Annotated in this window: 25 protein-coding genes; 2 read left to right on the top strand and 23 right to left on the bottom strand. The window is 52.2% G+C overall.

Going from position 1 to position 26,520, the window contains the following annotated elements; all coding sequences use genetic code 11:
- Positions 1-132 precede the first annotated feature (132 nt).
- The 6 genes from MKY59_RS03030 to MKY59_RS03005 form a co-directional block, all read right to left on the bottom strand.
- Positions 133-1,353, bottom strand: coding sequence for a TraB/GumN family protein (locus MKY59_RS03030; protein WP_339275922.1), 1,221 nt, complete (start codon positions 1,351-1,353; stop codon positions 133-135).
- A 305-nt stretch (positions 1,354-1,658) separates the two neighbouring features.
- On the bottom strand, positions 1,659-2,954 hold the full coding sequence (locus MKY59_RS03025) for an ABC transporter permease (RefSeq protein ID WP_236417453.1): 1,296 nt from the start codon (positions 2,952-2,954) through the stop codon (positions 1,659-1,661).
- Complete coding sequence (locus MKY59_RS03020) at positions 2,947-3,849, bottom strand: ATP-binding cassette domain-containing protein (RefSeq protein ID WP_236417455.1); 903 nt, start codon at positions 3,847-3,849, stop codon at positions 2,947-2,949. Before MKY59_RS03020 ends, MKY59_RS03025 begins: the two co-directional genes overlap by 8 nt.
- Positions 3,846-4,763, bottom strand: coding sequence for an ABC transporter ATP-binding protein (locus tag MKY59_RS03015; protein ID WP_339275918.1), 918 nt, complete (start codon positions 4,761-4,763; stop codon positions 3,846-3,848). The genes MKY59_RS03020 and MKY59_RS03015 overlap by 4 nt, the downstream gene beginning before the upstream one ends.
- Before the next feature lie 7 nt (positions 4,764-4,770).
- Positions 4,771-5,172 (bottom strand): GntR family transcriptional regulator, encoded by a 402-nt coding sequence (locus tag MKY59_RS03010; RefSeq protein ID WP_236417459.1) that lies wholly within the window; start codon positions 5,170-5,172, stop codon positions 4,771-4,773.
- A gap of 88 nt (positions 5,173-5,260) precedes the next feature.
- Positions 5,261-5,971: a hypothetical protein gene (locus MKY59_RS03005; protein WP_339275915.1), complete on the bottom strand. Its 711-nt coding sequence runs from the start codon at positions 5,969-5,971 to the stop codon at positions 5,261-5,263.
- 216 nt (positions 5,972-6,187) lie between these two features.
- Here MKY59_RS03005 and MKY59_RS03000 point away from each other — a divergent pair, with 216 nt between their 5' ends.
- Entirely contained in the window at positions 6,188-6,490 is a 303-nt protein-coding gene (locus tag MKY59_RS03000) for a hypothetical protein (protein WP_236417462.1), read from the top strand.
- A gap of 120 nt (positions 6,491-6,610) precedes the next feature.
- Here the strand turns inward: MKY59_RS03000 and MKY59_RS02995 are convergent, their stop codons facing one another.
- The 8 genes from MKY59_RS02995 to MKY59_RS02960 all read right to left on the bottom strand — a co-directional run bounded on the left by MKY59_RS02995 (position 6,611) and on the right by MKY59_RS02960 (position 13,773).
- On the bottom strand, positions 6,611-7,075 hold the full coding sequence (locus tag MKY59_RS02995) for a DUF420 domain-containing protein (RefSeq protein WP_236417464.1): 465 nt from the start codon (positions 7,073-7,075) through the stop codon (positions 6,611-6,613).
- Between the two features lie 33 nt (positions 7,076-7,108).
- Positions 7,109-8,032 (bottom strand): cytochrome c oxidase assembly factor CtaG, encoded by a 924-nt coding sequence (gene ctaG / locus MKY59_RS02990; RefSeq protein WP_339275913.1) that lies wholly within the window; start codon positions 8,030-8,032, stop codon positions 7,109-7,111.
- A gap of 105 nt (positions 8,033-8,137) precedes the next feature.
- Complete coding sequence (locus tag MKY59_RS02985; protein ID WP_236417468.1) at positions 8,138-8,458, bottom strand: cytochrome C oxidase subunit IV family protein; 321 nt, start codon at positions 8,456-8,458, stop codon at positions 8,138-8,140.
- 3 nt (positions 8,459-8,461) lie between these two features.
- On the bottom strand, positions 8,462-9,091 hold the full coding sequence (locus MKY59_RS02980) for a cytochrome (ubi)quinol oxidase subunit III (protein WP_236417469.1): 630 nt from the start codon (positions 9,089-9,091) through the stop codon (positions 8,462-8,464).
- Entirely contained in the window at positions 9,088-10,977 is a 1,890-nt protein-coding gene (ctaD, locus tag MKY59_RS02975; RefSeq protein ID WP_339275910.1) for a cytochrome c oxidase subunit I, read from the bottom strand. Before ctaD ends, MKY59_RS02980 begins: the two co-directional genes overlap by 4 nt.
- 32 nt (positions 10,978-11,009) lie before the next feature.
- On the bottom strand, positions 11,010-12,062 hold the full coding sequence (coxB, locus tag MKY59_RS02970) for a cytochrome c oxidase subunit II (protein ID WP_236417471.1): 1,053 nt from the start codon (positions 12,060-12,062) through the stop codon (positions 11,010-11,012).
- 552 nt (positions 12,063-12,614) lie between these two features.
- Positions 12,615-13,376, bottom strand: coding sequence for a type I methionyl aminopeptidase (gene map, locus MKY59_RS02965; protein WP_339275908.1), 762 nt, complete (start codon positions 13,374-13,376; stop codon positions 12,615-12,617).
- 208 nt (positions 13,377-13,584) lie between these two features.
- Positions 13,585-13,773: a hypothetical protein gene (locus MKY59_RS02960; RefSeq protein ID WP_236417473.1), complete on the bottom strand. Its 189-nt coding sequence runs from the start codon at positions 13,771-13,773 to the stop codon at positions 13,585-13,587.
- Positions 13,774-14,171: 398 nt separating this feature from the next.
- Between MKY59_RS02960 and MKY59_RS02955 the strand changes: the two genes are divergently transcribed.
- Positions 14,172-14,453, top strand: a complete 282-nt coding sequence (locus MKY59_RS02955; RefSeq protein ID WP_236417474.1) for a transposase — start codon at positions 14,172-14,174, stop codon at positions 14,451-14,453.
- A 125-nt stretch (positions 14,454-14,578) separates the two neighbouring features.
- Here MKY59_RS02955 and MKY59_RS02950 read toward each other — a convergent pair whose 3' ends face one another.
- From MKY59_RS02950 to MKY59_RS02910, 9 genes are all read right to left on the bottom strand, one after another.
- Complete coding sequence (locus tag MKY59_RS02950) at positions 14,579-15,817, bottom strand: M48 family metallopeptidase (RefSeq protein ID WP_339275906.1); 1,239 nt, start codon at positions 15,815-15,817, stop codon at positions 14,579-14,581.
- A gap of 213 nt (positions 15,818-16,030) precedes the next feature.
- On the bottom strand, positions 16,031-17,647 hold the full coding sequence (locus MKY59_RS02945) for an alpha/beta hydrolase-fold protein (RefSeq protein WP_339275905.1): 1,617 nt from the start codon (positions 17,645-17,647) through the stop codon (positions 16,031-16,033).
- A gap of 4 nt (positions 17,648-17,651) precedes the next feature.
- A complete protein-coding gene (locus MKY59_RS02940; protein WP_339275903.1) occupies positions 17,652-18,683 on the bottom strand; it encodes an iron ABC transporter permease in 1,032 nt (343 codons plus the stop codon).
- Positions 18,680-19,723: an iron ABC transporter permease gene (locus MKY59_RS02935; RefSeq protein WP_236417480.1), complete on the bottom strand. Its 1,044-nt coding sequence runs from the start codon at positions 19,721-19,723 to the stop codon at positions 18,680-18,682. The genes MKY59_RS02940 and MKY59_RS02935 overlap by 4 nt, the downstream gene beginning before the upstream one ends.
- A 24-nt stretch (positions 19,724-19,747) precedes the next feature.
- The gene (locus tag MKY59_RS02930; protein WP_339275900.1) at positions 19,748-20,761 is read right to left on the bottom strand and encodes an ABC transporter substrate-binding protein; all 1,014 of its coding nucleotides are present in this window, start codon (positions 20,759-20,761) and stop codon (positions 19,748-19,750) included.
- A 42-nt stretch (positions 20,762-20,803) separates the two neighbouring features.
- Complete coding sequence (locus MKY59_RS02925; RefSeq protein ID WP_339275898.1) at positions 20,804-22,516, bottom strand: helix-turn-helix domain-containing protein; 1,713 nt, start codon at positions 22,514-22,516, stop codon at positions 20,804-20,806.
- A gap of 225 nt (positions 22,517-22,741) precedes the next feature.
- Complete coding sequence (locus MKY59_RS02920) at positions 22,742-24,352, bottom strand: helix-turn-helix domain-containing protein (RefSeq protein ID WP_339275897.1); 1,611 nt, start codon at positions 24,350-24,352, stop codon at positions 22,742-22,744.
- Between the two features lie 46 nt (positions 24,353-24,398).
- On the bottom strand, positions 24,399-25,406 hold the full coding sequence (locus MKY59_RS02915) for an iron ABC transporter permease (RefSeq protein WP_339275895.1): 1,008 nt from the start codon (positions 25,404-25,406) through the stop codon (positions 24,399-24,401).
- Positions 25,403-26,404 carry an iron ABC transporter permease gene (locus tag MKY59_RS02910; protein WP_339275894.1) on the bottom strand — a complete coding sequence of 334 codons (1,002 nt, stop codon included), beginning with the start codon at positions 26,402-26,404 and terminating at the stop codon, positions 25,403-25,405. The genes MKY59_RS02915 and MKY59_RS02910 overlap by 4 nt, the downstream gene beginning before the upstream one ends.
- Positions 26,405-26,520 lie beyond the last annotated feature (116 nt).

Below are 26,520 nucleotides of genomic sequence, written 5' to 3'. Positions count from 1 at the left end.
ATATATAAACAAACTATATTACTTCAAAAAGCATGGAACACCTGAATGGGCACCTAAATATGCAAAAACAATAGGTTTATCTTCAAAAAAAACCAAAGGGCCGATATTTATCCATATCGGCCCTTTGGTTTTTTATTTCCGCTCTACTTTATACCCTTTATCCTCCAGCAGCTTCACGATCCCGTGATCGCCCGGGTAGTGCGCTGCACCGACTACAATGAAATACTCTTCGCCTTTGCCGTTTTTCAGGTATCCGTCGATCTTGTCGGCCATGCCGATGTTCCGGTCGATCAGCATCGCTTTGTTGTATTCCTCGTCATCGGAGAAGCTGTTCGTCAGCTCCAGCAGCTGCTCGTCGTTGCCCGTTTTCCACATTTCAGCCATTTGATCCACGCTGTCATCCAGCACGTCAAAATTGTCCAATGTCGCTTTCAATGTTTTTTCTTGCAGCTCTTTCGAGAAGCTATTGAACATGCCCAGTTGGGATTCATACGACTCCAGTTCGATGACCGGAAGTTTGCGCTCGATCGCTTTCTGAATGAAGTACAGATCTACTCCGGCGGAAGCTTCATAACCTGCTTTCATGGATTTCAGGCTTGCCAGCGTGCTCTCTACAACCCACGGCTTGAATGTATCCAGCGCATTCGGCTCCATTCCGTTTTTCTTCAAAATCTCTCCCAGTTGAGCATACGTCTCGCTGGAGATGTGGTCCTTCAGCGTTGTGCCATCTTGGTACGATCCCAGATCGAGCACCAGTTTCTGTTGAGCTTCATCCGCCGCTTTGCTGATATCGATCTCTACTCCAAGATAATCCGCCTCGGCAAATGCCTCTTCAAATTCTTTACGCAACGGATAGAAGCTATCATCTGCAATATGCATCGAGCCTACCAGATATACCGTGTTACCATTGCTTTCGACTTCCCACATAAAGCCGCGTCCGCCGGTCTGAACGGTTTCTGTTGCCCCGCCTTTGGAAACCAACAATACCGTACGCGTCTTCGCATCCCAGTTAACTTCGTAACCTGCAGCGTCTCCAACGATGCGGATCGGCGCGTACGTTACGCCATTGATGCGCGTAAGCTTGCTTTTCAGCGTAATCGTCTTGCCGTTAACCACGGCTGTAATCGTATCATCCGTTGCCGTCGTCAGCTTCACGTCCATGGCATCCAGTGTGGAGCGCAGCGGCACAAGCGTTGTTCCTTTATCGTTAACCGGTGCACCCACCGTGTACTTAACCGTTTCGTCATTCACTTTCACCGATGTCTGCTGCGGCGCGGCCATCGCCGGCACTGCAGATGCGAGCAAACCGACCGAGATCGTCAGGGACAAGAGCATGCGTTTCCAGTTTTTCATATTATGTACTCTCCTTTAAGGAATATAGTATTTTAAAAAAATGATGATAAGACACTTAAGTTACTACGGATTAAGATTTAGATTGGTGCCACTTGATTCCAGCGCAGTAACCTCGACCCGTGAGTCTCCCTACTCCCGAACTTCCACGAACCGTCCACCACCACATGCTTACACGAGGAACAGTGGTGATGGCGGCACGCAGAAAGCATCCAGCCAGCAGTGGCAGCAAGCGCCGCCGCAAGCAAGCAAGCAAACAGCAGCAGCAGTTAACAAGCAAGCCAAGCACAAGCATGCTGTCTTCAATATTAAATTTTGTACGCCTTCATGGCTTTGAAAAGCTCCTTGAATGTTGGGCGTTTGCCGTACATCAGGACCCCGGTGCGGTAGATTTTTGCCGCCAACCAGCCAAAGGCCAGAATCGATACGACCAGAATGGCCAGCGATACCCAAATCTCCCATGTCGGCGCAACGCCCGCCCCGATGCGTACCAGGATCGCCGTAGGCGAAGTGAACGGCACGAAGCTAGCTACTTTCAAAAGCAAAATGTCGGGTGCAGAAATGCTAAAGAGCGCGATATAAAAGGAAGCCAGGGACAGCATCGTAATCGGCAGCACCGCCTGCCCAAGCTCCTCCGTACGGCTTACCATCGAACCAATCGCCGCAAACAACACGGCATACAGGAAGTAACCCAGAATGTAGAAGATCAAACCATATACAATGACGGACACGTTCACGTCGCTAAGGTTCATACTGAATTCGCTCAATACGCCTTGATTGTGAGGCAGCATGATATTCCCTGCGATCACCGCTCCGAAAATGCCGATCTGCAGCATGCCCACCAGGAAAATCCCGATGATTTTGCCGAACATCTGGCTGAGCGGGGACACGCTCGTGATCAAAATCTCCATGATTCGCGAGCTCTTCTCGGCTGTGATCTCGGAAGCGATCATATTGCCCGTCATCATCGTGGACGTAAACAACAGGATGATCAGCAGGTAAACCACAACATAGTTGATCGGACTCATGCCGTTGCCGCCTTCTTCAGCAGCGCCATTCTGGCCTGCCTCGAGACTTTGCGCAGTCACCTTCACGGGTGTGCTGATCAATGCCTTTTGTTCTGCAGTCAACGTGTTCTGCGTAATGACATCCAACTTCACGCTCTGCAGGGCAGCTTCAATGGAAGCGATAATTTGCGGAGAGACGTCTTCTGCCGAATAGAGTACGGGCTGCGGGAAGCTCTGGTTCGTCGCAGGCTCCAGTTTCAAATACCCGTCCAGCAATTCCGACTCCACGTCGGCCTTCAAAGCGGCTTCATCCTTGCCTTCATCGGATACGAAACGATAAGCCTGATCTCCCTGCGCTGCGGAGAATGCCTGCAGCTTGCTCGCGATCTCATCCTGGCCTTCGCTCAACAAACCGATGTTGACTGGATTGGCACTCGTTCCTTCACCGCCCGAGCCGCCATTAAACATATTGATAAAATACGGAATATTAATGCCGATGGAAATCAAAAGCGCAAGCACTATGGTTGTGACCACAAAAGACTTCGTTTTGACTTTATTCTTAAACGTAAAGCCGACAATCGTGCCCATCTTATTCATTCGACTCACCTACCTCACGAATAAAGATTTGGTTCAACGTTGGTTCCTTGATTTCAAAATGTTCTACCGTCGTCTGCGACATGGCCAACCTGAGAATCTCCTGAGCCGCTTCCGCTTGTCCGATTCGGATCTGATACCCGTTCTCCGTACGGTCCACTTTGGTGACGCCAGACAACTGCTCCAAACCATTCACTTGGCCAGTAGTGCTTAAATACACCTGCTCGCGCGGATATCGGCCTTTGATCTCCTTGATATCCCCCTGAACGACCGTGTTGGAACGATGGAGAATGGTTATCCGGCGGCAAAGCTCTTCCACATGCTCCATCCGGTGCGTGGAGAACAGAATGGCCGTTCCTTCATCGCGCAGCTCCTTTACGGTCGATTTGAGCAATTCTACGTTGACCGGATCGAGACCGCTGAACGCCTCATCCAAAATCAGAATCTGAGGCCGATGCACCACGGCCGCGATGAAGCCCATTTTTTGCTGATTGCCCTTGGAAAGCTCTTCAATCTTCTTATCGTAATATTCGGGCACTTCGAAACGTTCGAGCCAGTATTTCAGGCTTTTGTCGGCATCCTTGCCGCTCATGCCGCGCAAACGTGCCAGGTAATTGATCTGCTCGCTAACCTTCACTTTGGGATATAACCCCCGTTCCTCGGGAAGGTAACCCATGATTTGCTGCAGCTCCGCATTGTACGGTTTGCCGTTATAGCGAATCTCGCCGCCGTCCGGGTGAATCAAGCCCAATACCATGCGCATGGTCGTCGTTTTCCCCGCTCCATTCGCCCCCAACAAGCCATAAATCTCACCTTCAGCCACATCAAGCGTGACTCCGTTAACCGCCGTTTTGTCTGCATACTGTTTGACGACTTGCCTCAATGCCAGTCGATTCATCGTTCATCGTCTCCCTTCGGTGATCTCCATTGTGCCGGAGCGTATCCGGCAATCCAAAACTCCAGCACCTCATCGAGCTCAAGGTTCCGGACTTTCAAAATGTTTGCTTCGGCCAAATCCAGTCGCTCTCGCGCTTCGCTGATCCTTGTCGTGATCACCCGAATGAGTCCGCCGGCTTCACGGTACGAGTCGACGGCGCCCGGGATGCTCTCCGGCTTCAAGTCCCCTTCGTACCAGACCTCTCTCCACTGGTCGAGAACGACGTCTTTCTCCGCGATGCCCAAGCACTGTCCGCGGTTCATCAATATGATGTAATCCGCTAATCGCTTCACCTCATCGGCAATATGCGTAGCAATCAATATGGTGGTGTCCCCGTTTTCCATGAAGCGGCGGAACTGATCCACCATCGTTTTCCATGCAAAGGGGTCCAGCCCCGAGGATGGCTCATCCAACAGCAGCAATTTCGGCCTTGAGGCCAAAGCGGCAGCAATTTCAAATTTGCGGCGTTCTCCTTTGGAGAGTTTAATGAGCTTCACGTCCTGCGGAACTTCCATCTCATCCATAAGCCGATTGAACAGGTCCATGTCCCAGCGAGGATACAAGTAGGCACGGAATCGGGCCGCATCCTTCGCAGTCACATGATTTTCTTCCACCGCGCCGTCGGTCACGAAACCGATCTGCTGCTTGATGTCAAGGGGCAGTTCTCCAGCATGAGTTTGGCCAAACCAGCGTATCTCGCCCGCATCCGGCAGCACGATCTGCTGCAGCATGTTCAGCAGCGTGGTTTTGCCCGATCCGTTATGGCCGAGAATGGCCACGACATACCCCTCCGGAATGTTCAGGTCAATCGGACCGATCATTCTGCGCTTTCGCATTTTGGAGACACCCTTCAATTGAACCGCCATAGCTTCCATCAGCACATCACTCCCTTGCCTTCGGATTGTAAACGTCTGCGACAACTTCTTTAAACAACGTTAGCATCTCTTCTTCATCGCAACCGACCGACTTGCCTGCCTGAACCGCAGCGCGCAGCGCATCCCTGGCCGCCGTAAATTTATAATTTTCCCGATCCCCCGCTTCGACCTTGGCAACAAATGTACCCGTTCCCTGCTTGGTGCGCAGTAATCCCTCGTTCTCCAAGTCCTGATACACCCGGCGAACCGTGATGACGCTGCAATTCAGCGATCCCGCAAACTCCCGAATGGACGGCAAATGTGTTCCCTCCCCCAATTGGCCAGTAATGATTAATGACCTTAACTGGTTTTCAATTTGGTGATATAAAGGTTCAGCGCTGTTTTCATTGATTTGAATCGGTATATTCATGCCTTGCACCCCGCTCTCTGGTACACATCGGTTCATCACATGAACGAGCCGGTTCGTCATTTACATGTCTCAAGTTATTTGTGTTCATTTATATGCTTAAGTCCCTTTTAATCAGTTGTTTTAGCGTAACCCTGCTGAGAAGCCATAACGACGTCAATCCGACGGCCAACATGATCCACATCAGCGGAGAAAGCAATCCCCAAGTTTTGCTCATCTTTATGGCAGACATAAACCCGTTATTTCCGGTCAAATGAATGATGAAAACCAACAAAATGATCAAAGGGACCTGAAAAGCGCTTAGCAGCAAATATTTTTTTCCGCTATGCAGAAATTCCCCGTAAATATAGAATCCTGTAATCAGGAATCCGAATCCGGTACACGTCAGGCCAAAAGCCAGGTACTGATCCAGACGAAAACCCTGGTGATGCAATTGGGTAACATACAACGAGCCATAAAAGAAAATCCCGTTATAGATGAATGCCAGCAAGGACTGCTGCAATCTGGACCACATCACGGCTTGTGCGGAAATCGGCAGCCTGCGATAGTAGATCAGCATCTGGGTATAAGAGTCTTCCTGGATGTAGCGAAAAGATCTTCTGCTGAACAAGAAGCCTTGAAAGGGAAGCATGATCATGAAATATCCGTCAAAGACAACGCTCGGAACTTCCTGTTCCCCGACCAGCATAACCCCTCCCATACCGCCGCAGTAAATCATGAATATGGCACTCCATAACCATTGAAAGCGGTCCTTGCTTTGCTCATTCCTTGTTAACCACCACGCCTGTTTCCATGCGCCCATGCCATATCCTGCCTTTCCTCTCATGTCTGTACACATCAAGCAACCGTTGTGCTTAAGTTCGATCCACTGTGATTACTGTGTATATCAATATACACAGTATACAGACTCATCATTCGCCTCGTCAACCCCTTTTTTTCCTGAATCAGGAATTGGGGTTAGCTTTCTGATATGATAAAATCAACAACACTTCTGATTACGGAAAGGAGGATTCTACCAATGGATGGTTTATTTCAAATCATACCGGTCGTGCTCTTTATCGCCATTGTCATCGCGTTAATCGCATGGAGCTCTTCGCGCAATCAAGCCCAGAGGCGGCGCAGCGACAACGACAGCCGCAACTCGGCGTACAGCGACTCCGGTGCCGGTGCACCCTTCCTATTCGGGGACGATTCGCATCATCGCCATAGCCATCATCATGATCATGCCTCCTCCCAGGATTCAGGTCATCATTCCAGCCATGATAGCGGAAGCAGCGGCGACAGCGGCGGCGGTGATGGCGGTGGAGGCGGCGGCGATTGATGCTGGCTGGATAGTTTCTTCCCGCACCGTACCAAAAAGGGCCGTACGATCTGTGCATGCAAAGTGCACAAATCTATACGGCCCTTTTTTAAACTTCATATAAATGAAAATGCATGTTTGCTACGCTCCCAGTATCGTCTCCCACACGGGACGTGTATGCCCGCCTGGATACAACAGATATAACAGCACATACACGACGACCCCGGTCAACGCGCTGCTAAACCAGATCATGGACGTAAATCGGCCCCAGCGCCGATGGGTACTGAATTTTTTTTTGAATCCCAGCACCAAGGTTGAAATGCCGAACACCGCCGCAACGGTGGCCAGAATGATATGAAAAATCAGAAAAATCCGATAAAACACTTCCATCTCCGGATCGCCGCCCCAGGACGTATTCCCCACAAAAACGGTACGCGACATGTAAATGATAAAAAACAATACTGCGGCAACGGCACCGGCGACCATCATCGATTGGTGTGCCTCCCGCTTGCCCCGTACGATCAGCACCCAACCGATGCCGACCAGCAGGGCGCTGATGACAATCAAAGCCGTACTGATCGTGGGCAACAACAAATACATATCCATCGCAAATCCCCCTTTGCTGCAACATCACTGGCGTTATTTCGCCGCGGAATGAAACGGTTCGCCCGTACCGTCCAAAGAACGCGGGTCGTCATCATCTTCTCGCTTTTCCTTGCGATACCATTGGAAAAACACGTAACCCAGCATGGAGATGAAAATCCCTTCCTGAATAAACTTCATCAAAATGCCGCCTACCTGCTGATCCTCTTGAGCCGAGGACAAGAAATTAAAGAAACCCGGTCCGCCGAATGATCTTAGCAATGCCGACGAACCCGTGGATACGCAATATCGCATCGCCTCTGCCCATACCGAAGGATCGCTATATGTGGCGTAGAGCGGTTGCGGCGCAAAAATAATAAGTCCGCAAGCAGGCGTCAACAGCACCATGTTCAGGAAGATGAAGCCCATTTTGGACAACCCTGACGCTTGCCTGCCTTCCGGCAGTGGATTAAGCAGCGTCCACCACATCAGCATGGAAGTTACAAAAAGTGCGATATAGTACAAACGATGTACCGTGAAATTCAACATGACGTAATCGTGAACGACTGGCAAATGGTACATCGAAAACAGGCCGTTGAACACAACTGCGGCCACAATGGGATGGGCCAGAAACGATAATGATTTGGCCGGCATTCGCCTTGCGATTCGCCGCCATATCCAGACCGGCAGCCCTTTCATAAGCAGCGGAGGCGCCACGAGGTAAGACAGCGCCATGCTCACCATATGAAAGCTAAACATGACATGTCCGAGCAAATTGAACGGGCCGGCTTGAGCCAGATACAGCACCGCCAATCCGACCAGAAACAGCAGTTTCTGCGTGCCCGTCGCCGGTTCGGCATCTTTGACACGCTCGCTGAAAGGACCGACGATCACAAGGTAGGCCGCCGCGACAACGAGAAACAGCGCCAACACCAACGGGTTCCAAAGATCACTGAAGCTGAAATACTGCAATCCAAGCATACGGGAATCCTCCCCGTGAACGTTAATGGTTGTTGAGTTGCTCCCCCTAGGGGGCATCGCCCGAAAGGGGAAAAGACGGCGCTTGGCGCGCCGCCGTCATTCTTTTTACCACCAGACCCAATAGAGAGCCATGATAATACAAGTAAACGCTACGAAAAATCCAAAAGCCATGAACAGGATGGGCATTAAATGCCCTTTATCCTTCATGTGCATCCAATATCCCAACTGAACGAACACCTGCAGGATGGCCATGACGACCAGCAGAATAATGGTAAAGGTGGCGTTAACTCCGCCTGCCTTCACGGCCGCAAAAGCAATCAGGGTCAAAATAACGGAAAATATGAATACCACGACGTGTTTTTGCGGACCTTCCATGCGGTGACGGTGCTTTGCAGGATGCTGATCCGTTTTATCCTGTGCCGACATGCGCTACCCCACCTTTCCAAGCAAATACACAACCGTAAAGATGAATACCCACACGACGTCGATAAAGTGCCAGTACATGGCCGAGACGTATACTTTGGGAGCGGTGACCACCGTTAATCCTTTTCTGAACAATTGCCCGACCAGAATGCTGATCCAGAAAATACCGAAAGCAACGTGGGCACCATGAAAGCCGACCAACGTATAAAATGCCGAACTGAACGCGCTCGTGGTCATGCCGAATTCCTTATGCTTCACGTACTCGTAGAACTCGTAGATTTCCAGTCCCAGAAATCCAAGCCCCAATACAACCGTGATAACAAGCCATAGCGCAAGCTTGTTCCGATCCCCGCGGTGCATGGCCTGGATGGCGAATACGCTGGTCAAACTGCTGACAAGCAGGATGAAGGTCGCCGCCGCCACCAGCGGCAGGTGAAACAGCTCGTTAGCCGTCGGACCGTCGTTCGTCTGGCCGCGCAGGGCCAGGAAGGTGGCAAACAACGTGCCGAACAATACCGTTTCCCCGCCGAGGAACAGCCAGAAACCGATCAGCTTGTTGCGGCCTTCCAGCGTGGCTTTCTCCGGCTCATGGGGCAGGTTTCCGTTTGCTGCCGTTTCGACATGTGCAGTTGTCATAGTGCAGCCCCCTTCCCGTCTTGGTCCTCAGGTTCGATATGCCAGCCATGGTCATCATAGAGCGAGCGCAGCAGCATCGAACCAAAGGTGATCAGAAGACCGATAATGACGACGATGTAATTGTTGAAAAGCCCGTTCATCAACGCATTGCCAAAGTCGTCCTTGCTGAACATGAAGCCCAACCCGGCGATAAAAATGCCTACGGACATGACGAACGGCAGCGGCGTAGCCGACGGCATATGGATCGGTCCTACCGGCTCCGCAGGCGTCATTTCTTTGTGGCCGGCCATCTTTTCCTTCCAAAAGGCATCGATTCCGCGCACAAGCGGAGTTTGCTTGAAATTGTATTCCGGCGGAGGCGAAGGAATGGACCATTCCAGCGTTCGTCCGTCTTCCCACGGATCGGCTGGCGCATTCGCCGGTTTTCTCGTTGTGATGACGATGTTGATCAGGAACAGGATCACTCCGACGCCCATCAGGAATGCCCCGATGGAGCTGACCAGGTTCAACAGGTCGAAGTCCTGGTTCGGCAAATACGTAACGATCCTGCGCTGCATGCCCATCAATCCGAGGAAATGCTGTACGAAGAACGTGAGCTGGAAGCCGATCATAAACGTCCAGAACGTCCATTTGCCCAGCGTTTCGCTCAGGATGCGCCCGAACATTTTCGGCCACCAGTAATGCAGCCCTGCAAACAGGCCCAGAACCAAGCCACCCACGATGACGTAGTGGAAATGCGCCACGACGAAGTACGTATCATGGAACTGGAAGTCGGCCGGCGCGGAAGCCAGCATGACACCCGTAACTCCGCCCATGACAAAGGTCGGAACGAACCCGACGGCGAACAGGTTCGCCGCAGTGAAACGAATCTGTCCCCCCCACATCGTAAACAGCCAGTTAAAGATTTTGATCCCGGTCGGCACCGCGATGAGCATCGTCGAGATTGAAAACAGCGCGTTCGCAACCGTCCCCAGCCCCGTCGTAAACATGTGATGCGCCCAGACCATGAAGCCGAGGAACGCAATGAGGATCGTTGCAAACACCATGGAGCTGTATCCGAACAACCGCTTGCGCGAAAAGGTCGGAATCACCTCGGAAATGATGCCGAATGCCGGCAAAATGAGTATGTACACTTCCGGGTGACCGAAAATCCAGAAGATATGCTGCCAGAGCACGGGGTTTCCCCCGCCCGAAACATCGAAAAAGTTGGCTCCGAGAATCCGGTCAAACGTCAACAATACGAGGCCGACCGTAATGGCCGGAAACGCGAACAGGATAATGGCCGACGTGATAAACGTCGTCCAGGCAAACATCGGCATGCGCATGTAAGACATGCCTGGCGCACGCATCGTAATGATGGTCGCGAGAAAGTTAATGCCCCCGATCAACGTACCCAAACCTGCAATTTGCAACCCGATCGTGTAAAAGTCGACCCCGTGCGTCCCGCTGTAGTCGCTGCCGGAGAGAGGCGTATAGGCCGTCCAGCCCGCATCGGGAGCTCCGCCCATGATCCAGCTCAGATTCAGCAGCAGCCCGCCGAAGAGAAACGTCCAAAAGCCAAGTGCATTGATAAACGGAAACGCGACGTCACGCGCTCCGATTTGCAGCGGAATGACTGCATTCATAATGGCAAAAATAATCGGCATGACGCCAAGAAAGATCATCGTTGTTCCATGCATCGTGATCAGTTCGTTAAACACCTGGGCCGATACGAAGTTGTTCATCGGCTTCATCAGCTGAATCCGGATCAGAATGGCTTCGATCCCCCCGATGCCAAAGAACAGCCCGCCGGCAATCAGATAAAGGATGGCGATTTTTTTGTGATCGACGGTGGTAATCCAATCCATTAAACCCGTGTAGCGCTTGACGCTATGAGCATGAGCCAAGGTTCCATACCCCCTCTTTCGTCCCCGCTATTCTATTCATAGTTCAATTTGTAGTTGGCCAAATATTCGGCAATGCCGTCGATCTCTTCGTCCGTCAATCCGAGATCCTTCGGATTCGGCATCGTATTGCCCGGCTTCACGCTTTGAGGATCATGGAGCCATTCCTTCATGTTGTCGAGCACCGGGTTGCCTTCCTCCTGCCCTTCCCGTTTGTTTAGCAGAATCCCTGCTACCGATTCCTTGCCGCCGATTCCGGTGAGATTGGGAGCAACCGGCCCGCCTTGATCGCCCACCGCGTGGCAGGAGAGGCAGTTGGTTTTGAATTTCTCGGCAAGCTGAGCATCTTCGGGGAGCACGGCCGGCGCCTTCATTTCATTGACCCAACGGTCGAAGGATTCTTGGCTTACCGCCTTGACCTTAAACTCCATGAAGGCATGCGATCTGCCGCACAGCTCGGCGCATTTGCCTCGGTATACGCCTTCGTTTGGTGCGGAGAAGCTGAATCTGTTGACGGTTCCATCCGGGTTTGTGTCCATTTTGCCCGCGAGCGACGGCACCCAGAAGGAATGAAGCACGTCTGCGGTTTTTAATTCGAATGCGATTTTTTTCCCGGTCGGGATGATGAGATCCTGTGCAGTGGTGATGTCATATTGAGGGTAAGTGAATTCCCACCAGTATTGATGCGAGGTAACTTGGACTTGAATGGCATTTTTGTCTTTGGAGGCGTCCTCGCCTTGGGCAAAAATGGTTTGGACCGTGGGTACGGCCAAAATAACGACCAGAAGGAGCGGAATGGCTGTCCAAATGACCTCCAGCTTGAAATTGCCTTCTACCTGCTCGGGCACTTCTTGTTGTCCGGACCGCCTGCGGAAACGGATCAGGACGTAAGCGGCAATCGCAAACACAATGATGAGCACAACAATCATAATCGTGATGGAGAGCTTCATCAGATCGAGCTGGCTTTGCGCCACCGGACCCTGAGGTTTCATTACCGACAAGTCTTCCCGCCCGCATGCGGAGAGCAGCAAAGACAACATCGCGATTAACGGGACGATTCTCTTTGCGGCCTGCCACTGTTTCATCATTGATCCACCTCACCTTTGGCATTTTCGCAGATTATGGCGGCATCCTGACAATCTCCAGAAAACGCATCAGGCGGAAGCCACAATCCTGTCCATCTTACGGAAGAACTTGAAAAAATAACGCTTCCATGGCTCCCTCCATTTCCTCCAAAGGGTATGTCTGCGCATTATTCCAAATCATTCTATATGGACAAATCACTTATTAAATATAAGTTGAGGGTATGATTTTGTCAATCTTTGGACACATATTCACACTTTGTTCACATTTATAAAAAGTCCGCACCACCACTCGTTTTGCAAACGATTTCAGTTATAAATTATAACCTTTGACTTTGAAAGTATTTTCCATAATTCGGTGAGGCCATGCTATTTTTCTCAACTTCGATCCTGTTTCAAAAAATGTACTTTTATGCAAAAGGAATTCGCTTTCGCGGACTCCAGTTCCTTCTGCGGCCCAAAAGATTTTTTCCCGCCTCCCTGTCCGCTTCACGCCATTTGCAGCATCACCTGCAAAACAGCGTGAAGCTCCGCGACGATCAAAGGTCTGCCTCTAACCTAACTGCCAGCTGTCAGCACAAGCGGTCCATCCGCCGTAATGGCCACGGTGTGTTCGTATTGAACGCCGACGCTGCCGTCGGCCGTGCGTACGGTCCAACCGTCGTCATCCCAGATCACGGCTCCCGACGAGCCTTTCGTGAAAATCGGCTCGATCGTGATGACCATGCCCTCGGTAAGCATCATTCCCGTTCTTCGTTTGCCGTAAGGAAGCACGTTCGGCGGTTCGTGTATGTACTGACCGATCCCGTGACCGATGAGCGGTTTCACGATGCCATACCGGTGCAGTCTGGCTACCCGCTCAATGGCATTCCCGATATCCCCGAGCGTTTTGCCCGGTACTGCCTGAGCAATCGCCCGATGAAGCGCCCTTTCCGTACGCTTCATCAATTTGCGCAAAACCCTTCCGGGCTCGCCTACGGCATACGTCCAGGCAGAGTCGGCCAGCCATCCGTCTTTGTTGACCACCATGTCTATGGTGATGACGTCCCCGTCGGCCAGCTCTCGCTCATCCGGAAAGCCGTGGCATACCACATCATTTACGGAAGCACATATCGCATACGGGTATCCTTTATATCCCTTTTGCTCCGGCGTGGCCCCCTGCTTTGCCAGAAATGCCTCGACCCGTTCGTTGATTTCAAGCGTCGTTATTCTCGAAGCCAGCCATCGTTCGATCTGCTCATGGCAGCTCCTCAGAATACGCCCTGCTTCCTGCATATAGCCGATTTCCTCTTTGGTCTTCAATATAGGGTCCACTTGCATTCATCCTTCCTGCCGATGTTGTAATTCCATATATATGCAGAAGACCTGAGGCACAGCCCCTTAAAAGCACACAGGCAAGAATCGTGAACGCTACCGCCAAGATCAGCAGCCAAAATGAACAGTGAGCAACAAAAAAAACCGTCTGCCGGAGCCGATGCCCGGTAGACGGTTCTATTCATATTCGGAACAGTATTCATGGTCGTTCGTTTCAGGATACGGAAGAATCCATTTTGACAAGCTCATGCTCGACCACAGAAGTCAGTTCTTCCTCGTATCCACCCGTAATCCGGTATTTCTTCACATACTCCTTCACGAATTTTTTGGGATCTTTAGGACGGAAAATCCGAGTCATCTCCCTCAAACTTTCTTTGACCTCATTGTGACCTTTCGTTGCCATAGTAATTCCCTCCCAAAACGTTGAAAGTGAATGCTCCGTTTAGGAACGCCGAATAAGTCTTAAATGCCATTCATGAAGTTGTGTACGCGGCTTGAACAAGCTTCTGGTCGGGAACTTTGCGTAGCAAGCACCTGACACATCAATACCCGATATGATTCGGTTCGAATCATGATCTTATTATAGCATATTCGGAAACATCTTTCGAATTGACGATTTCTCCCTAATAAATATAACGGTGTCCATGCCCAAAAAGTTTAATCCGCATTATATTTTTTTAGCGAAATTTTTGAGCTTTTTATTTGCCATTCTCTGCAAAGCATATCACCTGACTGTTCGGGGGATATTATCAAGGACATCATTTTGAGTCAAATTCCCCTTGTTCAAGGAGGTGCCCATTCATGGAACGCAAGGAAAACGATATGCTCCCTCTTTCCCATGAAGAAGTGGAAGTGGATGGCGTTTACGTTAATGAAGCCGGACGCGAGGAACATCTTCATCGCGGACAACATTTTCCCGCCGATCCCGTGCTCGGCAAGAGCGAATGGAAACTGACCGAATTTGCGTTTGACAACCATCATGAAGGCCGAACGGATGAGCGCTTGGTTCCTAAGGAAAACGATACGGACAAAATGGGTAAAATCACGCATCCACGCCGACATTTGGAGCGGGGAGACCGCTAGATTAGAAGACGGCGTGCTATCGAGACCAGCACAACAAATGCTCCAACGGCAAGTGTTGTCTTGCTGGCAACAATGAAGGGACATGCTTGCCATGCGCAAAGCAATGTCCCTTTTACCGTACTCCTTTATCCAGTCTCTCGAAGATGGCTTAACAAAATCTTTTGGGAACGCTGTTCAAGATCATGAAACTCGGCTTGAATTTTTTTTACTTGTGCTGCATCAGGCTGATATGATGGGGCAAAACACCAGTGCTCCCTCATGACTTCCAAGCGGTTTTTTGCGGAAGGATGGTTAAACACGTTATGTACTTCTTGCATTTCCTGCAACCGTTCGGCGCGCAACATTTCCTTGCGCGGAATCGTTGCGATGCGTTGTCTGAATTCTTCATACAACTCCTTGCTATACGGATACTTTGCGACTTGAAAAGCTGTGGTAAGAAAGAACTCTTCCATGGTTGCTTTCAGGAGCAGGGACTTCCATGCCTGGCTGCCCGCGATCAGTGAAGCTTCGTAATCAGCAATGTAGATGGAACGCTGCATCTCATCCCTTAAGGTCAGCATCAACAGAATTTGAAAAAGCGCCAGAAAGAAAGCAACGACCTGTCCCAGAATGACAAGCGGAAACAGAAGAATGGCCAAAATGCCGCTATCGCTCTGATCAAGTGCATCCTGCCAAGATTGCAGGAGGTTCATCGCCCGATCCACAAAGGCGTGTTTGGCTGCATTTGGATGTGCCAGCAGGCTCATTTGAAAGCTGATTATCGCTATCTTTTCTTCCGTCGTCAATGCAGCAAGTTGCGGTATGCCGAGCACGAGAATCTTTCTTTTCCCCTTCCAGCTTAAAATATAACTGTTGTAATCCTCAGTTACCCGAATCATGTGCACAGACAGCGCGTTTAATTGTTGCCGTATTTCTTCGATCAGTTGATGAAGTTCGGGATAATCCTCTTTCGTAATAACCCTTCCTGGCAAACGCCTGCGATAAGGAAGCATTACCGCAATCCATAGCAATAAAAGGAGTATTCCCAAAAAACCGAGCCAAGTCGAATTGGTGGCAAAACAAAGAATCGCGAGGCCCAAGATGGCTAACGTCGATGTATGTACAATTAAAGCCAGCATGTACGCATATAATCGATATTTGGTCAATGGAAACTCTCGGGTTACGCTATACTTGAATTCATCGAGCAGGCGCCCTGAAAAACGTTCGTCCAATTTCCGGTTTATTGTTCGGAGCCAGCCCGTTTCCCCTTGTTCCTCCTCCTCGGCAATGTTCCAATTGCAATGTTCGCACCAGGCTTTATAGCCCTCATTGACCTCGATGTCTTGCCCGCAGTCCGGACAGACATACCATTCACTGTCATTCAAAATGCATTTCCCTCCAAGCCGCCTAATAGGCATTTATGTTGTAAACCATTGTATAAGCGACTTCAATCGATTTACAGTATCTAGGGAACTACAAACATTTTGCACATTTACGTTAACTCGTTCCAACCTTAATCTATTAGAAAAGCCCTGATTCGGATCATTCCGAACCAGAGCATTGTTTTTCGTATTATCGGTGTCATGCCGCCACTTATTTTAGATGCGCAATCTCTCGCCCTCTTTGGCAAAAACGAAGCGGAGCATCGGGCTGAACATCGGCTGCAGCACCGACATGTGCCCCTCGCCCTCGAAAACGTGATGCCGTAGTCGCTGAATGGAGCTTCCCTCGTAAGGAACCAGCCGATCGTAAAATTGTTTCGCATTAGCCAGCAATTTGGTATCTTCTCCCCCTATGCCGATCATCAGCGAGCAGTCCAACCGGCTGTTCCGAAGCCTTGTCTCAAATTCAGGCAGCATGTCAAACAAAACGCGGTCTTTCCACCAGATCGACGGGCTGCCTGCCACGTAATTCTGGAATAAGTGATTCCGCCTCATGAGCGTATACAGCGTAAAAAAACCGCCCAGCGAATGGCCGAACAACGCTTGCTGACGCGTATCCACCGGATACCTGCCCTCGATCTGCGGCATCAATTCAAATTCGATGAAATCCAGAAACGTGTCAGCGCCTCCGTTTACCGGCCATGAAGAACCATCCGGACGCAATCCCTGCTGCCGATCCGGGACCGTCAAATCCCTGAACCTGCGTTCCGCCACGAACGGTCCATCTTCCGGATAACCGACGGCAACGATCAGGCCGGAGGGCAGCCCTTTCGGATGGCGGGTTTGCAATCGCATCGCGTCGTTCAACGAAGCAAAGTAGGCATTGCCGTCCACCGTGTACAAAACCGGATAGCCTTCAGGTGGAGGCGGCTTGAGCGGAAGATGAACGAAAATGCGGTAGAGCATTCCATTGCGCATGGAACGAATGTCCCATGTTTCCGTGCCCGGCAAAGCAGGACTCGCCCCCGTAACGATAGCATCTCCTTTATGGACAATGCCGCGGCTGATTTCGTTTGGCTTGATGGTAACCTGCCGACCCTTATGCCCGTACATCCATCCGAGCGCCTCCGGGAACTGGCGTGCCATAAAAACCAGATCATGCGTTGCATCATCCAAAATGTCCAAACGCAAACGATTTGTTTCCTGCAGCTGCCCGCTTAACCGATGATACACTTGCAGTGTGTTTGCCACCGCATTTTGCTGAATATTGCTCTTATATATGCCTTCCCGATTGCCAAGCGAAATGTACATGCGGATTTCCCGGTTTGGCAGCGAATGCTGCTCCACATACTCCAGCATGCCTTCATACCACGTCGATGGCGATAACATGCCAAAGTTGCCGAAAGCATCGGGCCTCCGATATGCGGCATAGAGCGTAATCAATCCCCCGAGCGAATAACCGACCAGCCCCGTCGAGCGGGCATCTTGAACCGTGCGGAACAGGCGGTCGATCTCGGGTTTGATCACATCCGCCAGTTCATTGACGTAGTTTCCCCCCAAACCTCCAAACGGTTCTTTCCCTTCGGTCGCGGCATGCGCTGGCCAGGGAGTATATTCGTCATTGCGTGCTTCGCTATCCACGCCAACAACGATCACCTCTGCCAGCAAACCTTCACGGAACAACCTGTACATGTAGTTCAACGTGCTCATCATCAGCTTGGCCCCGTCGTGAAGGTACACAACGGGATACGGCCTTCCGGAAAAGGCATACGAAGGAGGCAGAAAAACAGTGAGCTTGCGTCCCTCCACCTCCAGCTGCTGCATTTCAATCATCATTTTACCTCCGTGAACGTGACCACATCAGCCACACAAAATAAGGGACGCCGACAATGGACAGCACAACGCCGACGGGCAATTCGGACGGGGAAAATACCGTCCTGCCAACGTAGTCGCTGATCAGCACCAGCGCTGCGCCCAACAAACCGCTGATCGGAAGTGATCTGCGGTGTGCGAGTCCTGTAAGCCGCATCGCCATATGAGGGGCGATCAGCCCGACGAACCCGATGCTGCCTGCCACGGCCACGCCAGCCGTCACTACGCCCACGCTGGCAAACAGCAGCAAGTTCCGTTCCCGCTGTACGGACATTCCGAGTCCGATCAGATTGTCGTCGCCCAGCCGCAGCAGATCAAGCACCCGCGTTTTGCAGAACAGGTACGGCAGCAGCACAACCATCCAAGGCAGAATGGAGACGATGAAAATCCAGTTGGCGGAATTCAAGCTTCCCGCAAGCCACATTGCCGCCCGCTCGAAATCATGCGGATTCATCTTCAGGGAAATGTACAGCGTCACTGCCGAAAATCCCGTCGTCACCGCGATCCCGACCAAAATGAGCTTCTGCGGCTCAAGATGTCCATTGTTTCGCGCCAGCATGAATATCGTCAGCGCCGCAAGCACGCCTCCCGCGACGCCGAATAGAGGCATGAGCATGACCGCCAACCGTCCGGTCGACGGAATCAAGTCCTGGAAGACAAACATGAACAGGATAACGAACATGCCTGCGCCCGCATGGATGCCCAGAATGCCCGGGTCTGCCAGCGGGTTGCGCGTCAGGCTCTGCACGACGGCCCCGGACATGCCCAGAGCTGCCCCAAGCAATGCGCCGAGTACGATGCGAGGCAGGCGGAACTGGAATATGACGATATCATAGTCCGACTGTCCTTGATTGCCCAATAAGGTACCTAACACGTCGCCGATGGAAAGCTTCATCTCGCCGGTCATCAGTCCGAGAAGAAACATGCCCGCAATGGCGGCCAAGGTACAACCGATCACGGCAGCATAACCGGCCGTCGTTTTCTTTGCATTTCTCACGATGCCACCTCCTTCTTCCTGCGGCGAATCAGATACAGAAAGAAAGGAACGCCAAAGATCGCCAGCACGACCCCGATCGGCATCTCAAACGGATAATTCATGAAGCGGGACAAAATGTCGCACAGTCCCAAAAACAATGCACCGAGCGCACCGGATAGAGGAATGACCCGCCGGTAGTCGTTGCCGATGATCATTCTCGCCACATGGGGAATGATCAGGCCGACAAAAGCGATTTTGCCGGCAATAGCCACCGCGATGCCGGTCAACAAAGCCACTGCCAGCATCGAAATGCCTTTGATCAGCCGCACCCGCTGCCCAAGCGCGGCCGAAACCTCTTCTCCCAGCGCGAGCACGGAGATGTATCGGGACAAAAGCAGTACGAGAATGATGCCTGCCAAGGCGTATGGCCAAACCATTTCCAGCTCTCCAAGTTCCATTTGATACAATCTGGCGTTGTACCAGAAACTGATTTTTTGCGGGATATGATAATACATGGCTAATGCATCCGATACACCGTTCAAGAACATGCCCGTAATGATCCCCAATATAGCCAGCGTGACGGGCGAGCTGCCTCGTGGAATGAGCGCAGCCATGCCAAATACAAGCGCAACTCCGAGCGCCGATCCGGCCATCGATACCAGGATCAGCCCCGAGCCGCCAACGTTTGGAACCAAAATCATGCATAGCGTAACGGCAAACACCGAACCGTCCGACACTCCGAGCAGGGATGGCGAAGCCAGGTCATTACGGGTTACTCCCTGCATGACAGCCCCCGACATGGCCAGCATCAAGCCGACCAGCAGTGCACCTGCTGCCCGCGGAATGCGTGAATGCAGAATGATCTGGTGGTCCACGTTGCCTGAATCGTAGTATATCAGCGCATTCCAAACGTCATCCGGAGCAATATCCTTGGCGCCATAAAGAACCGAACAAGTTACGATCAGCAGCGCCGCTGCCGGAGACAGAACAAGCAGGAGCGCAAGCCGCCTGTTTTTGCGGGAGCCCGAATCGTGATGTTCCATGGTTTTGGTAGTTAACATTGAATCATACCCATACCCCTGACATTATGGTTGAACTTTTTCCATGAAAGCTTTCAAGAACTGGATTTTGCTGTATGCGGTCCCCCCTTGTGCCAACGGGTCCACAATATTTACGTACACCTGCTTTTCCTTGACGGCATTGACGCTTTGGAAAATCGGATTGCTCTCGATCTCCTCAAGCGCGGCCGTATTATCCGGATTCTCGTCCTCCGAGAACTGGATGAACAGCACGTCCGGGTTGATGGCAGCGAATTGTTCCATGGACAGCAGTTCTTGTTTTTCCGCAGCCGCAACGGCATCAGGCACCGTCAGTCCAAGCTCGCCATAGAGGAGCGTGTTGAAGTACAGGTCGGGTCCATAAATATAAATGCCGCCGTCACGGATACGAACCAGCACGACCTTTTTATCCTTGAGCGTTTCGTTCACGGTCAGTTTGGCTTGTTCCAGATCGGATTTGTAGGTTTGGATCAGCTCTGCGGCCTTGTCTTGTTTGCCGCTCAACTCGCCGAGCAGCATCAAGTTCGCTTCCCAGTTGGTTGCAACGTGGGAATACGGAATGGTGGTCTGAATCTGTTTCAGCTTGTCCAATACCGCTGCCTCGAATTTGGTGCTTCCCAGAATGACCTGTGGTTTCAAGGAGAGGATTTTCTCGAAGTTCGGAGTGATTTTCTCACCGATCGACTCCGCTTGATCCGTGATGGAAGCGAACATGTCCGGGAATTTGCCTCCGGAAGTAATGGCTCCTACCGGATGGATGTCGAGAAGAATGGAATCCTCCATCGCTTCAAGCGCACCGGTAATGACATATCGGTCGATCTGGGCAGGCACCTCATAGTCCGTTCCAAGGTAATTTACCGTTCGTGTGCCGCTCTCCGCCGTCGCCGATGCGGTCTCGCCCGATGCCGCATTCTCGGTTGTTTTCGTCTGTGCGGCCTGCCCTGCCGACTGGGCCTCGCCGCTTGTATTGTTCTGTCCTCCGCAAGCTGCCAACATGCCCAGCATGATGGTGGACAGCAGAAGTATCGTTGCTTTTTTCATCTGGTTGACCCCTCCGCTAATATTGATAATCATTATCATTTATTATGAGCGGTTTGCGATGTCTTCTCCATAGACTGCAGGAGGATTCGGCATGGACTTTTTTCCGGCAGACTTCAAATGGTTAAACAAATCCAGGCGTGCCCGGTCCAAACCAATCGGAGAATACTCGCGCCACGGATTGGAGGACAGCATGAATACCCGATCCTGACGAACCACTCGCAGTGCCCGCCATTCGGGCGACCGGCTGAGTGCTTGCCACTGCTCCAGCGTTTTCGAGTCCTGCCGAATCATCAACGCCACGTAGTCCACGTCTTCTGCCTGCAGCTGCTCCCACGTGACCGGCGACCACTCGTCGCCGTCTCTCGGAGTATACCGCGGACGCCGGATTCCGAGATCGTTATACACGTAATCGAGCGTGCCCGCCGAGTCAAATCCAAGCAGTCGGCCTCGGATCATGCGCACAAATAAAATGGAGGGGGCCGCCTTTCGCCCATGAAGGCTGGATATCGCGCGACTTGTCTTTTGGCTTCGGATCTCGAACTCCCGAGTCCACTGCAATGCCTCTTCCTCCAGGCCCAAAATGGTGCCAAGCTGAATCAAACCCTGTTTCCAACTGCCCGGCCCTTCCGGAGGAAGTTTGAACACCGGAGCGATATCCCTCAATGTTTCATACTCCGTCCCGGTAACATAATCCGGACATACGATAAGCTCCGGCGCAGCCTCCGCGATCTGCTTGATGTTCGGGTGTGCTGCCGAATCGCTTGAACCATATTCCAGATGGTAGGGGATGTCGTCCCCGTATCTCTCCAAATAGTAGTTCGTCCATTTGGGATGAAGCGGGGCCAAGTAAGGCAGCTGTTCCAGCGCGAGCAATGTTCCTAATGTGGAGGCACATGCATAAGCGGCGATTTTGTGCTTGCGTTTGCCGATATAGCTTGAGGGGGAAACGCCGAATTCTTTTTTGAACAACCGGCTGAAATAAAACTCGTCCTGGTACCCCACCTCGTGGGCGACATCCTTCAGCTTTCGGCCGGGTCGGAGCATCAGGCGTTTGGCTTTGGCGAGACGCAATTCCGTGATATATTCGCGAGCGCTTTTTCCATATCGTTTCTTGAATTGTTCCGCAAAGTGTTTAGGGCTTAGTCCGGCCAGCTCGGCCAATTTACCTGAGTTCAGCGGTTCTTCCGGATGCTCATCCATGTAATGTTTGACCCGTTCGACGCCGCTGGCCTGCATGGATGAACCGGAGGAGCACGCCGAAGCGGCATCGATCACCAACCCCATGACCTGAAGCTGGGCCCGCAGCTGCTGGATCGGATCTCCCGAGCGAAGCATTGCGCACACGGATCTGCAGCAATCTCCCGCCGCCCCGGGAACAGGATGCGCTGCTTCGTCAGGCAGCAGTGCGGAGATATGCTGCGAAGCCGATTCGAGCATTCCGGGCCGGCTCGTTGACGGCTGGTAGAGTTCCACTCGCAGAATGGCGACGAGCGACGGCTCGCCTTTTCCGATGAATTCAAAGGTCGTGCCCGGATAACAGGTGTAGACCGTGTCCATCTTCATCAACGTGCTGCGGTTTTTTTTCTTTAAATGGCAATGGCCTTCGAGCAGAATGATCAATGTCGTTTGGGTAGCCATCATTTGGGTCAAATGCCCGGCATGTCCAACGGTCGCCAATTCGGCATGATGCAGATAAATCGTCCTTTCCGGCGCTGGTGCAGGGTATGCCGACGATCCGGTTCGCGATAATTCCATTTCATACACTCCTGATCTATGGTTATAAACGATGATAGAAACCACAAATTTGCGGCTTAGATAGATTCGTATAGTTCTTGTTGATTGAGAATCATTATCATTATAAATGAAAATCAACGCTTTATGTACATTCCCTTGCCATTTCCAGCACAAAAAAGAACAGCGCTGCAACCAAGGCTGCAACCTGTCCTTCTTCATCGTTGTTCGATTCGAACTCAACGCGGCTTAATTCCTGTTTTCGCTTTGCCATCGGCCGTTCAACATGTCCAGCAGCTCCACCATGATGCGCTGTCTGCCCAGCGGCGTCCAGCTCATCGCAAACCAGTTCGGAATCTCATATACGCGGCCGAGCCGTACAGCCTCCATGCCGGACCAGGCGGGCGTACGCATCAGATCCTGATAACGTTCGCTGCTTCCAGCCAATACATGATGCTGATGAATAAACACATGCTCCGCTTCCAGAATGGCAATCTCCTCCGGCTGCATCTCCAGCCGCCACAGCTCCTCCGATGCCGGTGCGCCGTGATTCAAGGCCAGTTCGCCATAAATCAATTCGTTCAGCGGATGACCCGCCCGGCCCTGAATGCCGATCGCCCGGTGATTGACCTGCATCAGCATCAGCCGTTCGTCTCCCAACATGCCGCGCAGCTTCTGCCCGGTCGTTTCGCTCTGCACATACAGCCTTGTCAGCATCTCGGACGCTTCCCGTTCCCGATGGACAAGTTCGGCGATTTGCTCAAAGTTCCTCTTCCAATCCCACACTTCAAAGTCAAGGAATACCGGAGAAGCTGACTTTTTGAACTCGTCCCGGAACTCGGCATGATAATCGTCGGCGATGATCAGATCCGGACTGGACTGCTGCAACAGCGCAAGCTGGTCTTTCATGTGATCCGCATGCTGTTCTTCGCTCTGCCCGGGGTAACGAAACAAATCTACAACGCATACCGGTTCGATGCCCAGTGATTTGAGGTGGTCTTCCAGGCTCAAGGAGGATGCCACCGCTACCTTCAGCATGCCTCGCTTCATGTACTGGGTGGGCGAAACGCCGACGGTTCGCTGAAACATGCGGCTAAAGTAAAACTCGCTCCGAAACCCGACTTCTGCTGCCACTTCTTTCACGCGACTGTCCTTGGCGCTAAGCAATACTTTGGCCTCGGCCATGCGCACGTTGCTTAAATACTCGATCGGAGGCATGCCGGTTTCTCGGCGAAACAGCCGGGAAAAGGCTGCTGCCGACATGCCGCCGGCCGCTTCGGCCAGCTGTTCGATGCTGATTTTACCGGGATAGTTCCGCTTCATGTACAGGATGCTCCGCTCGATCCGTTCATCCATGGCCTTGGCCGACGGTACAGGCCCTTGTTGGGCAAGGTCATGAATCAGCTGCTCCAACAGCATCCTTCCTTGAAAGGAATGGCGGATGGATTCTTTTTTGCCCAATTGGTACAGCTGTACCATGGCCTGCAGGATGGATTGCGGCTGATGAACCGGCAGCATGCCGGGTGACAGCGCTCCTGCCAATGGCGAGGCAGTCCGTGCCTCGTAAGCTCCTTGCTTTTTCGTTAAACGGATCGGATCGAACCAAATACCGTAATACTCAAACGTGCTTGCTTGCTCTGGAATATCGACGATCATGCCCGGAACGAGCAGGTACAGCTGGAATGGCCGCACCTTTTGCAATGCTCCGTCCAGCACGATGACGCCCTCGCCTTCGATAATGAAGCATAATATGTATGCGGGAATCCTTAACTTTCCGGCCCCGCTGCGTTTAGGAAATCTGCGTTTGCGTACGGAAGACAAAAGATAGATCTGCTGGGCTTCGTTGGAAAGAGATGACATGGAACGGATGCACCCGCCTTTCGTCAGACTGCATTCTTTTCCTTCATTATATAGCCCTGCGGCCCAGCAGCAAATAAATCATATACGGCGCGCCGACAAGTGCAGTAATTAGCCCCGCCGGAATTTCGTAAGGAGCGAACCATTGCCGCCCGGCCAGGTCGGCCAGCATGACGATCAGCCCACCAATCAGTGCGGCAACGGGCAATCGCACCAGGCTTCGGCTGCCGATGATGCTTCTCGCCATATGGGGCGCCATCAATCCCACGAACCCGATGGTGCCCGCCATCGAAACCGCAGCTCCCGCCAAACCAACGCTGATCAGAATGAACAGCATTTTCATCGGTTCCACCCGAACGCCAAGACCGGCCGTAGATTGCACGTCCAGCAAGAACGAATCCAGCACGCCTGCCTTCCATAATAATAGTAGAAACAGGATCAGTACCCAAGGAAGCAGCGGCCAGAAATGATCCCATGTTCGCCCGTACAGGCTGCCTGCCATCCATACGGAAGCTTGGGATACCCGAAAGATTTTGCCCAACGTTAACAGATAGGTAATCAGTGCCCCGGCCATCGCGGAGATCCCAATGCCAATCAGCAGCATGCGCGAGATCGAAGCCGCCTCCCCTTTTCGCCACGACAGACCATAAATGACCGAAGCCGCGAGCAGTGCTCCACTGAACGCAATCCATGGCATCGCCCGCATCGGGAAAGCAGGCACCAGTACCATAACGGCAACCACGGCCGCAGCCGCCCCAGCGTTTAATCCAATTATACCCGGAGAAGCCAGCGGATTGCGGGTAATGACCTGCAGCACTGCGCCCGCGAGGGCGAGCCCGCAGCCGACCAGAAAGCCGGTTAGCACACGCGGCAGCCTGAGCTGGAAGATCGTGAAATGATACTCCGGGTCACCCGCTCCAATCAGGCTGCGCAGCACTTCCATCGGCGGGATCGAGCGCTCGCCCAACATGACATTCAGCACCAGCACGCCTGCATTCAGAAACAATAAGCCCATCAGGATCAACGATGCACGTTTGCGAATATGAGCGGGGATCATGAACGTCTCTCCTTTCTTTGGGCAAGGTAAATCAGAAATGGAGCCCCGAAAAAGGCCGTTACCACGCCGACCGGAATTTCCTGACCCGGCAGTACGAATCTTGCGCCAATATCCGCCGCGAGCAAAAGAAGCGCTCCCAGCAGGGCCGAAAACGGCACAATCCAGCGATAGTCCTCACCGGCCAGCATCCGTGCAATATGCGGCACGGCGAGGCCGATGAACCCGATGGGCCCGGCGATGGCGACCGCACTGCCTGCGAGCAGTACCACCGCTGCAATGCAGCCCACGCGAATCAGCAGCATTCGTTGCCCAAGGCTTTGCGCTACTTCTTCGCCAAGTCCGAAAATATTCAGCTGCCTGCTAAGCATGGCCGCGCCAACCCATCCGATGCCGATGTACGGCATCAATTGAACCAGCAAACCCATATCTCTTCCGGTCAATGCTCCGGCGAGCCAGAAGCGCATCGTATCCAGGGATTGCTCGTTCATGATCAGAATGCCTTGCGTCAGCGACGCAAACAGCAGATTCAACGTTGAACCGGCCAATACCAGCCTGATCGGCGACATGGCCCCTTTGCCTGCAGAACTGAGCAGAAATACCAGCAAACCTGCCACCGCTGCACCTAGCAGCGATGACCACGCAAACATTTGCAGCGAAGTCGTACCCAGCCAGAACGATGCGACCACTGCGGTCAGTGCCGCACCGTAATTAATGCCGAACAACTCTGGACCGGCAAGCGCATTGCGGCTCACCGCCTGCATCATGCATCCGGCCACGGCCAGCGAAGACCCAACCAGCACCGCGATGACCGCTCGCGGCAGACGCACGCTGCGGATGATCAAATGCTCGCGCGAACCGTCGAATGAAAAGAACGCATCCATAACGGAACGCAGCGGGACCTTCACGATGCCAAACATAATGCTGCCCAGAAATGCGAGAGACACCATAACCAGCAGCAGGGCCAATCCCGTCGCTCGTAATCCTGTATTCATCCTCATTGTTAAATCCACCTCTTGCCCCACATAGCTGATCTATTTCTAAGGTAACGATATGATTAAAGATCCGAGTTTCTTCTATATAAAACGGAATCAATGACAGCAGCCTGTTGATGCAG

The organism is Paenibacillus sp. FSL W8-0426, from assembly GCF_037969725.1.
Taxonomy (GTDB): domain Bacteria; phylum Bacillota; class Bacilli; order Paenibacillales; family Paenibacillaceae; genus Paenibacillus; species Paenibacillus hubeiensis.
This window is presented reverse-complemented; position numbering and strand designations above follow the sequence as displayed.

Excerpts from the sequence above, each read along its gene's own strand:
- MKY59_RS03030 (WP_339275922.1), bottom strand. The coding sequence starts at position 1,353 with ATGAAAAACTGGAAACGCATGCTCTTGTCCCTGACGATCTCGGTCGGT.
- MKY59_RS03025 (WP_236417453.1), bottom strand. The coding sequence starts at position 2,954 with ATGAATAAGATGGGCACGATTGTCGGCTTTACGTTTAAGAATAAAGTC.
- MKY59_RS03020 (WP_236417455.1), bottom strand. The coding sequence starts at position 3,849 with ATGAATCGACTGGCATTGAGGCAAGTCGTCAAACAGTATGCAGACAAA.
- MKY59_RS03015 (WP_339275918.1), bottom strand. The coding sequence starts at position 4,763 with ATGGAAGCTATGGCGGTTCAATTGAAGGGTGTCTCCAAAATGCGAAAG.
- MKY59_RS03010 (WP_236417459.1), bottom strand. The coding sequence starts at position 5,172 with ATGAATATACCGATTCAAATCAATGAAAACAGCGCTGAACCTTTATAT.
- MKY59_RS03005 (WP_339275915.1), bottom strand. The coding sequence starts at position 5,971 with ATGGGCGCATGGAAACAGGCGTGGTGGTTAACAAGGAATGAGCAAAGC.
- MKY59_RS03000 (WP_236417462.1), top strand. The coding sequence starts at position 6,188 with ATGGATGGTTTATTTCAAATCATACCGGTCGTGCTCTTTATCGCCATT.
- MKY59_RS02995 (WP_236417464.1), bottom strand. The coding sequence starts at position 7,075 with ATGGATATGTATTTGTTGTTGCCCACGATCAGTACGGCTTTGATTGTC.
- ctaG (WP_339275913.1), bottom strand. The coding sequence starts at position 8,032 with ATGCTTGGATTGCAGTATTTCAGCTTCAGTGATCTTTGGAACCCGTTG.
- MKY59_RS02985 (WP_236417468.1), bottom strand. The coding sequence starts at position 8,458 with ATGTCGGCACAGGATAAAACGGATCAGCATCCTGCAAAGCACCGTCAC.
- MKY59_RS02980 (WP_236417469.1), bottom strand. The coding sequence starts at position 9,091 with ATGACAACTGCACATGTCGAAACGGCAGCAAACGGAAACCTGCCCCAT.
- coxB (WP_236417471.1), bottom strand. The coding sequence starts at position 12,062 with ATGATGAAACAGTGGCAGGCCGCAAAGAGAATCGTCCCGTTAATCGCG.
- map (WP_339275908.1), bottom strand. The coding sequence starts at position 13,376 with ATGCAAGTGGACCCTATATTGAAGACCAAAGAGGAAATCGGCTATATG.
- MKY59_RS02960 (WP_236417473.1), bottom strand. The coding sequence starts at position 13,773 with ATGGCAACGAAAGGTCACAATGAGGTCAAAGAAAGTTTGAGGGAGATG.
- MKY59_RS02955 (WP_236417474.1), top strand. The coding sequence starts at position 14,172 with ATGGAACGCAAGGAAAACGATATGCTCCCTCTTTCCCATGAAGAAGTG.
- MKY59_RS02945 (WP_339275905.1), bottom strand. The coding sequence starts at position 17,647 with ATGATTGAAATGCAGCAGCTGGAGGTGGAGGGACGCAAGCTCACTGTT.
- MKY59_RS02935 (WP_236417480.1), bottom strand. The coding sequence starts at position 19,723 with ATGTTAACTACCAAAACCATGGAACATCACGATTCGGGCTCCCGCAAA.
- MKY59_RS02930 (WP_339275900.1), bottom strand. The coding sequence starts at position 20,761 with ATGAAAAAAGCAACGATACTTCTGCTGTCCACCATCATGCTGGGCATG.
- MKY59_RS02925 (WP_339275898.1), bottom strand. The coding sequence starts at position 22,516 with ATGGAATTATCGCGAACCGGATCGTCGGCATACCCTGCACCAGCGCCG.
- MKY59_RS02920 (WP_339275897.1), bottom strand. The coding sequence starts at position 24,352 with ATGTCATCTCTTTCCAACGAAGCCCAGCAGATCTATCTTTTGTCTTCC.
- MKY59_RS02915 (WP_339275895.1), bottom strand. The coding sequence starts at position 25,406 with ATGATCCCCGCTCATATTCGCAAACGTGCATCGTTGATCCTGATGGGC.
- MKY59_RS02910 (WP_339275894.1), bottom strand. The coding sequence starts at position 26,404 with ATGAGGATGAATACAGGATTACGAGCGACGGGATTGGCCCTGCTGCTG.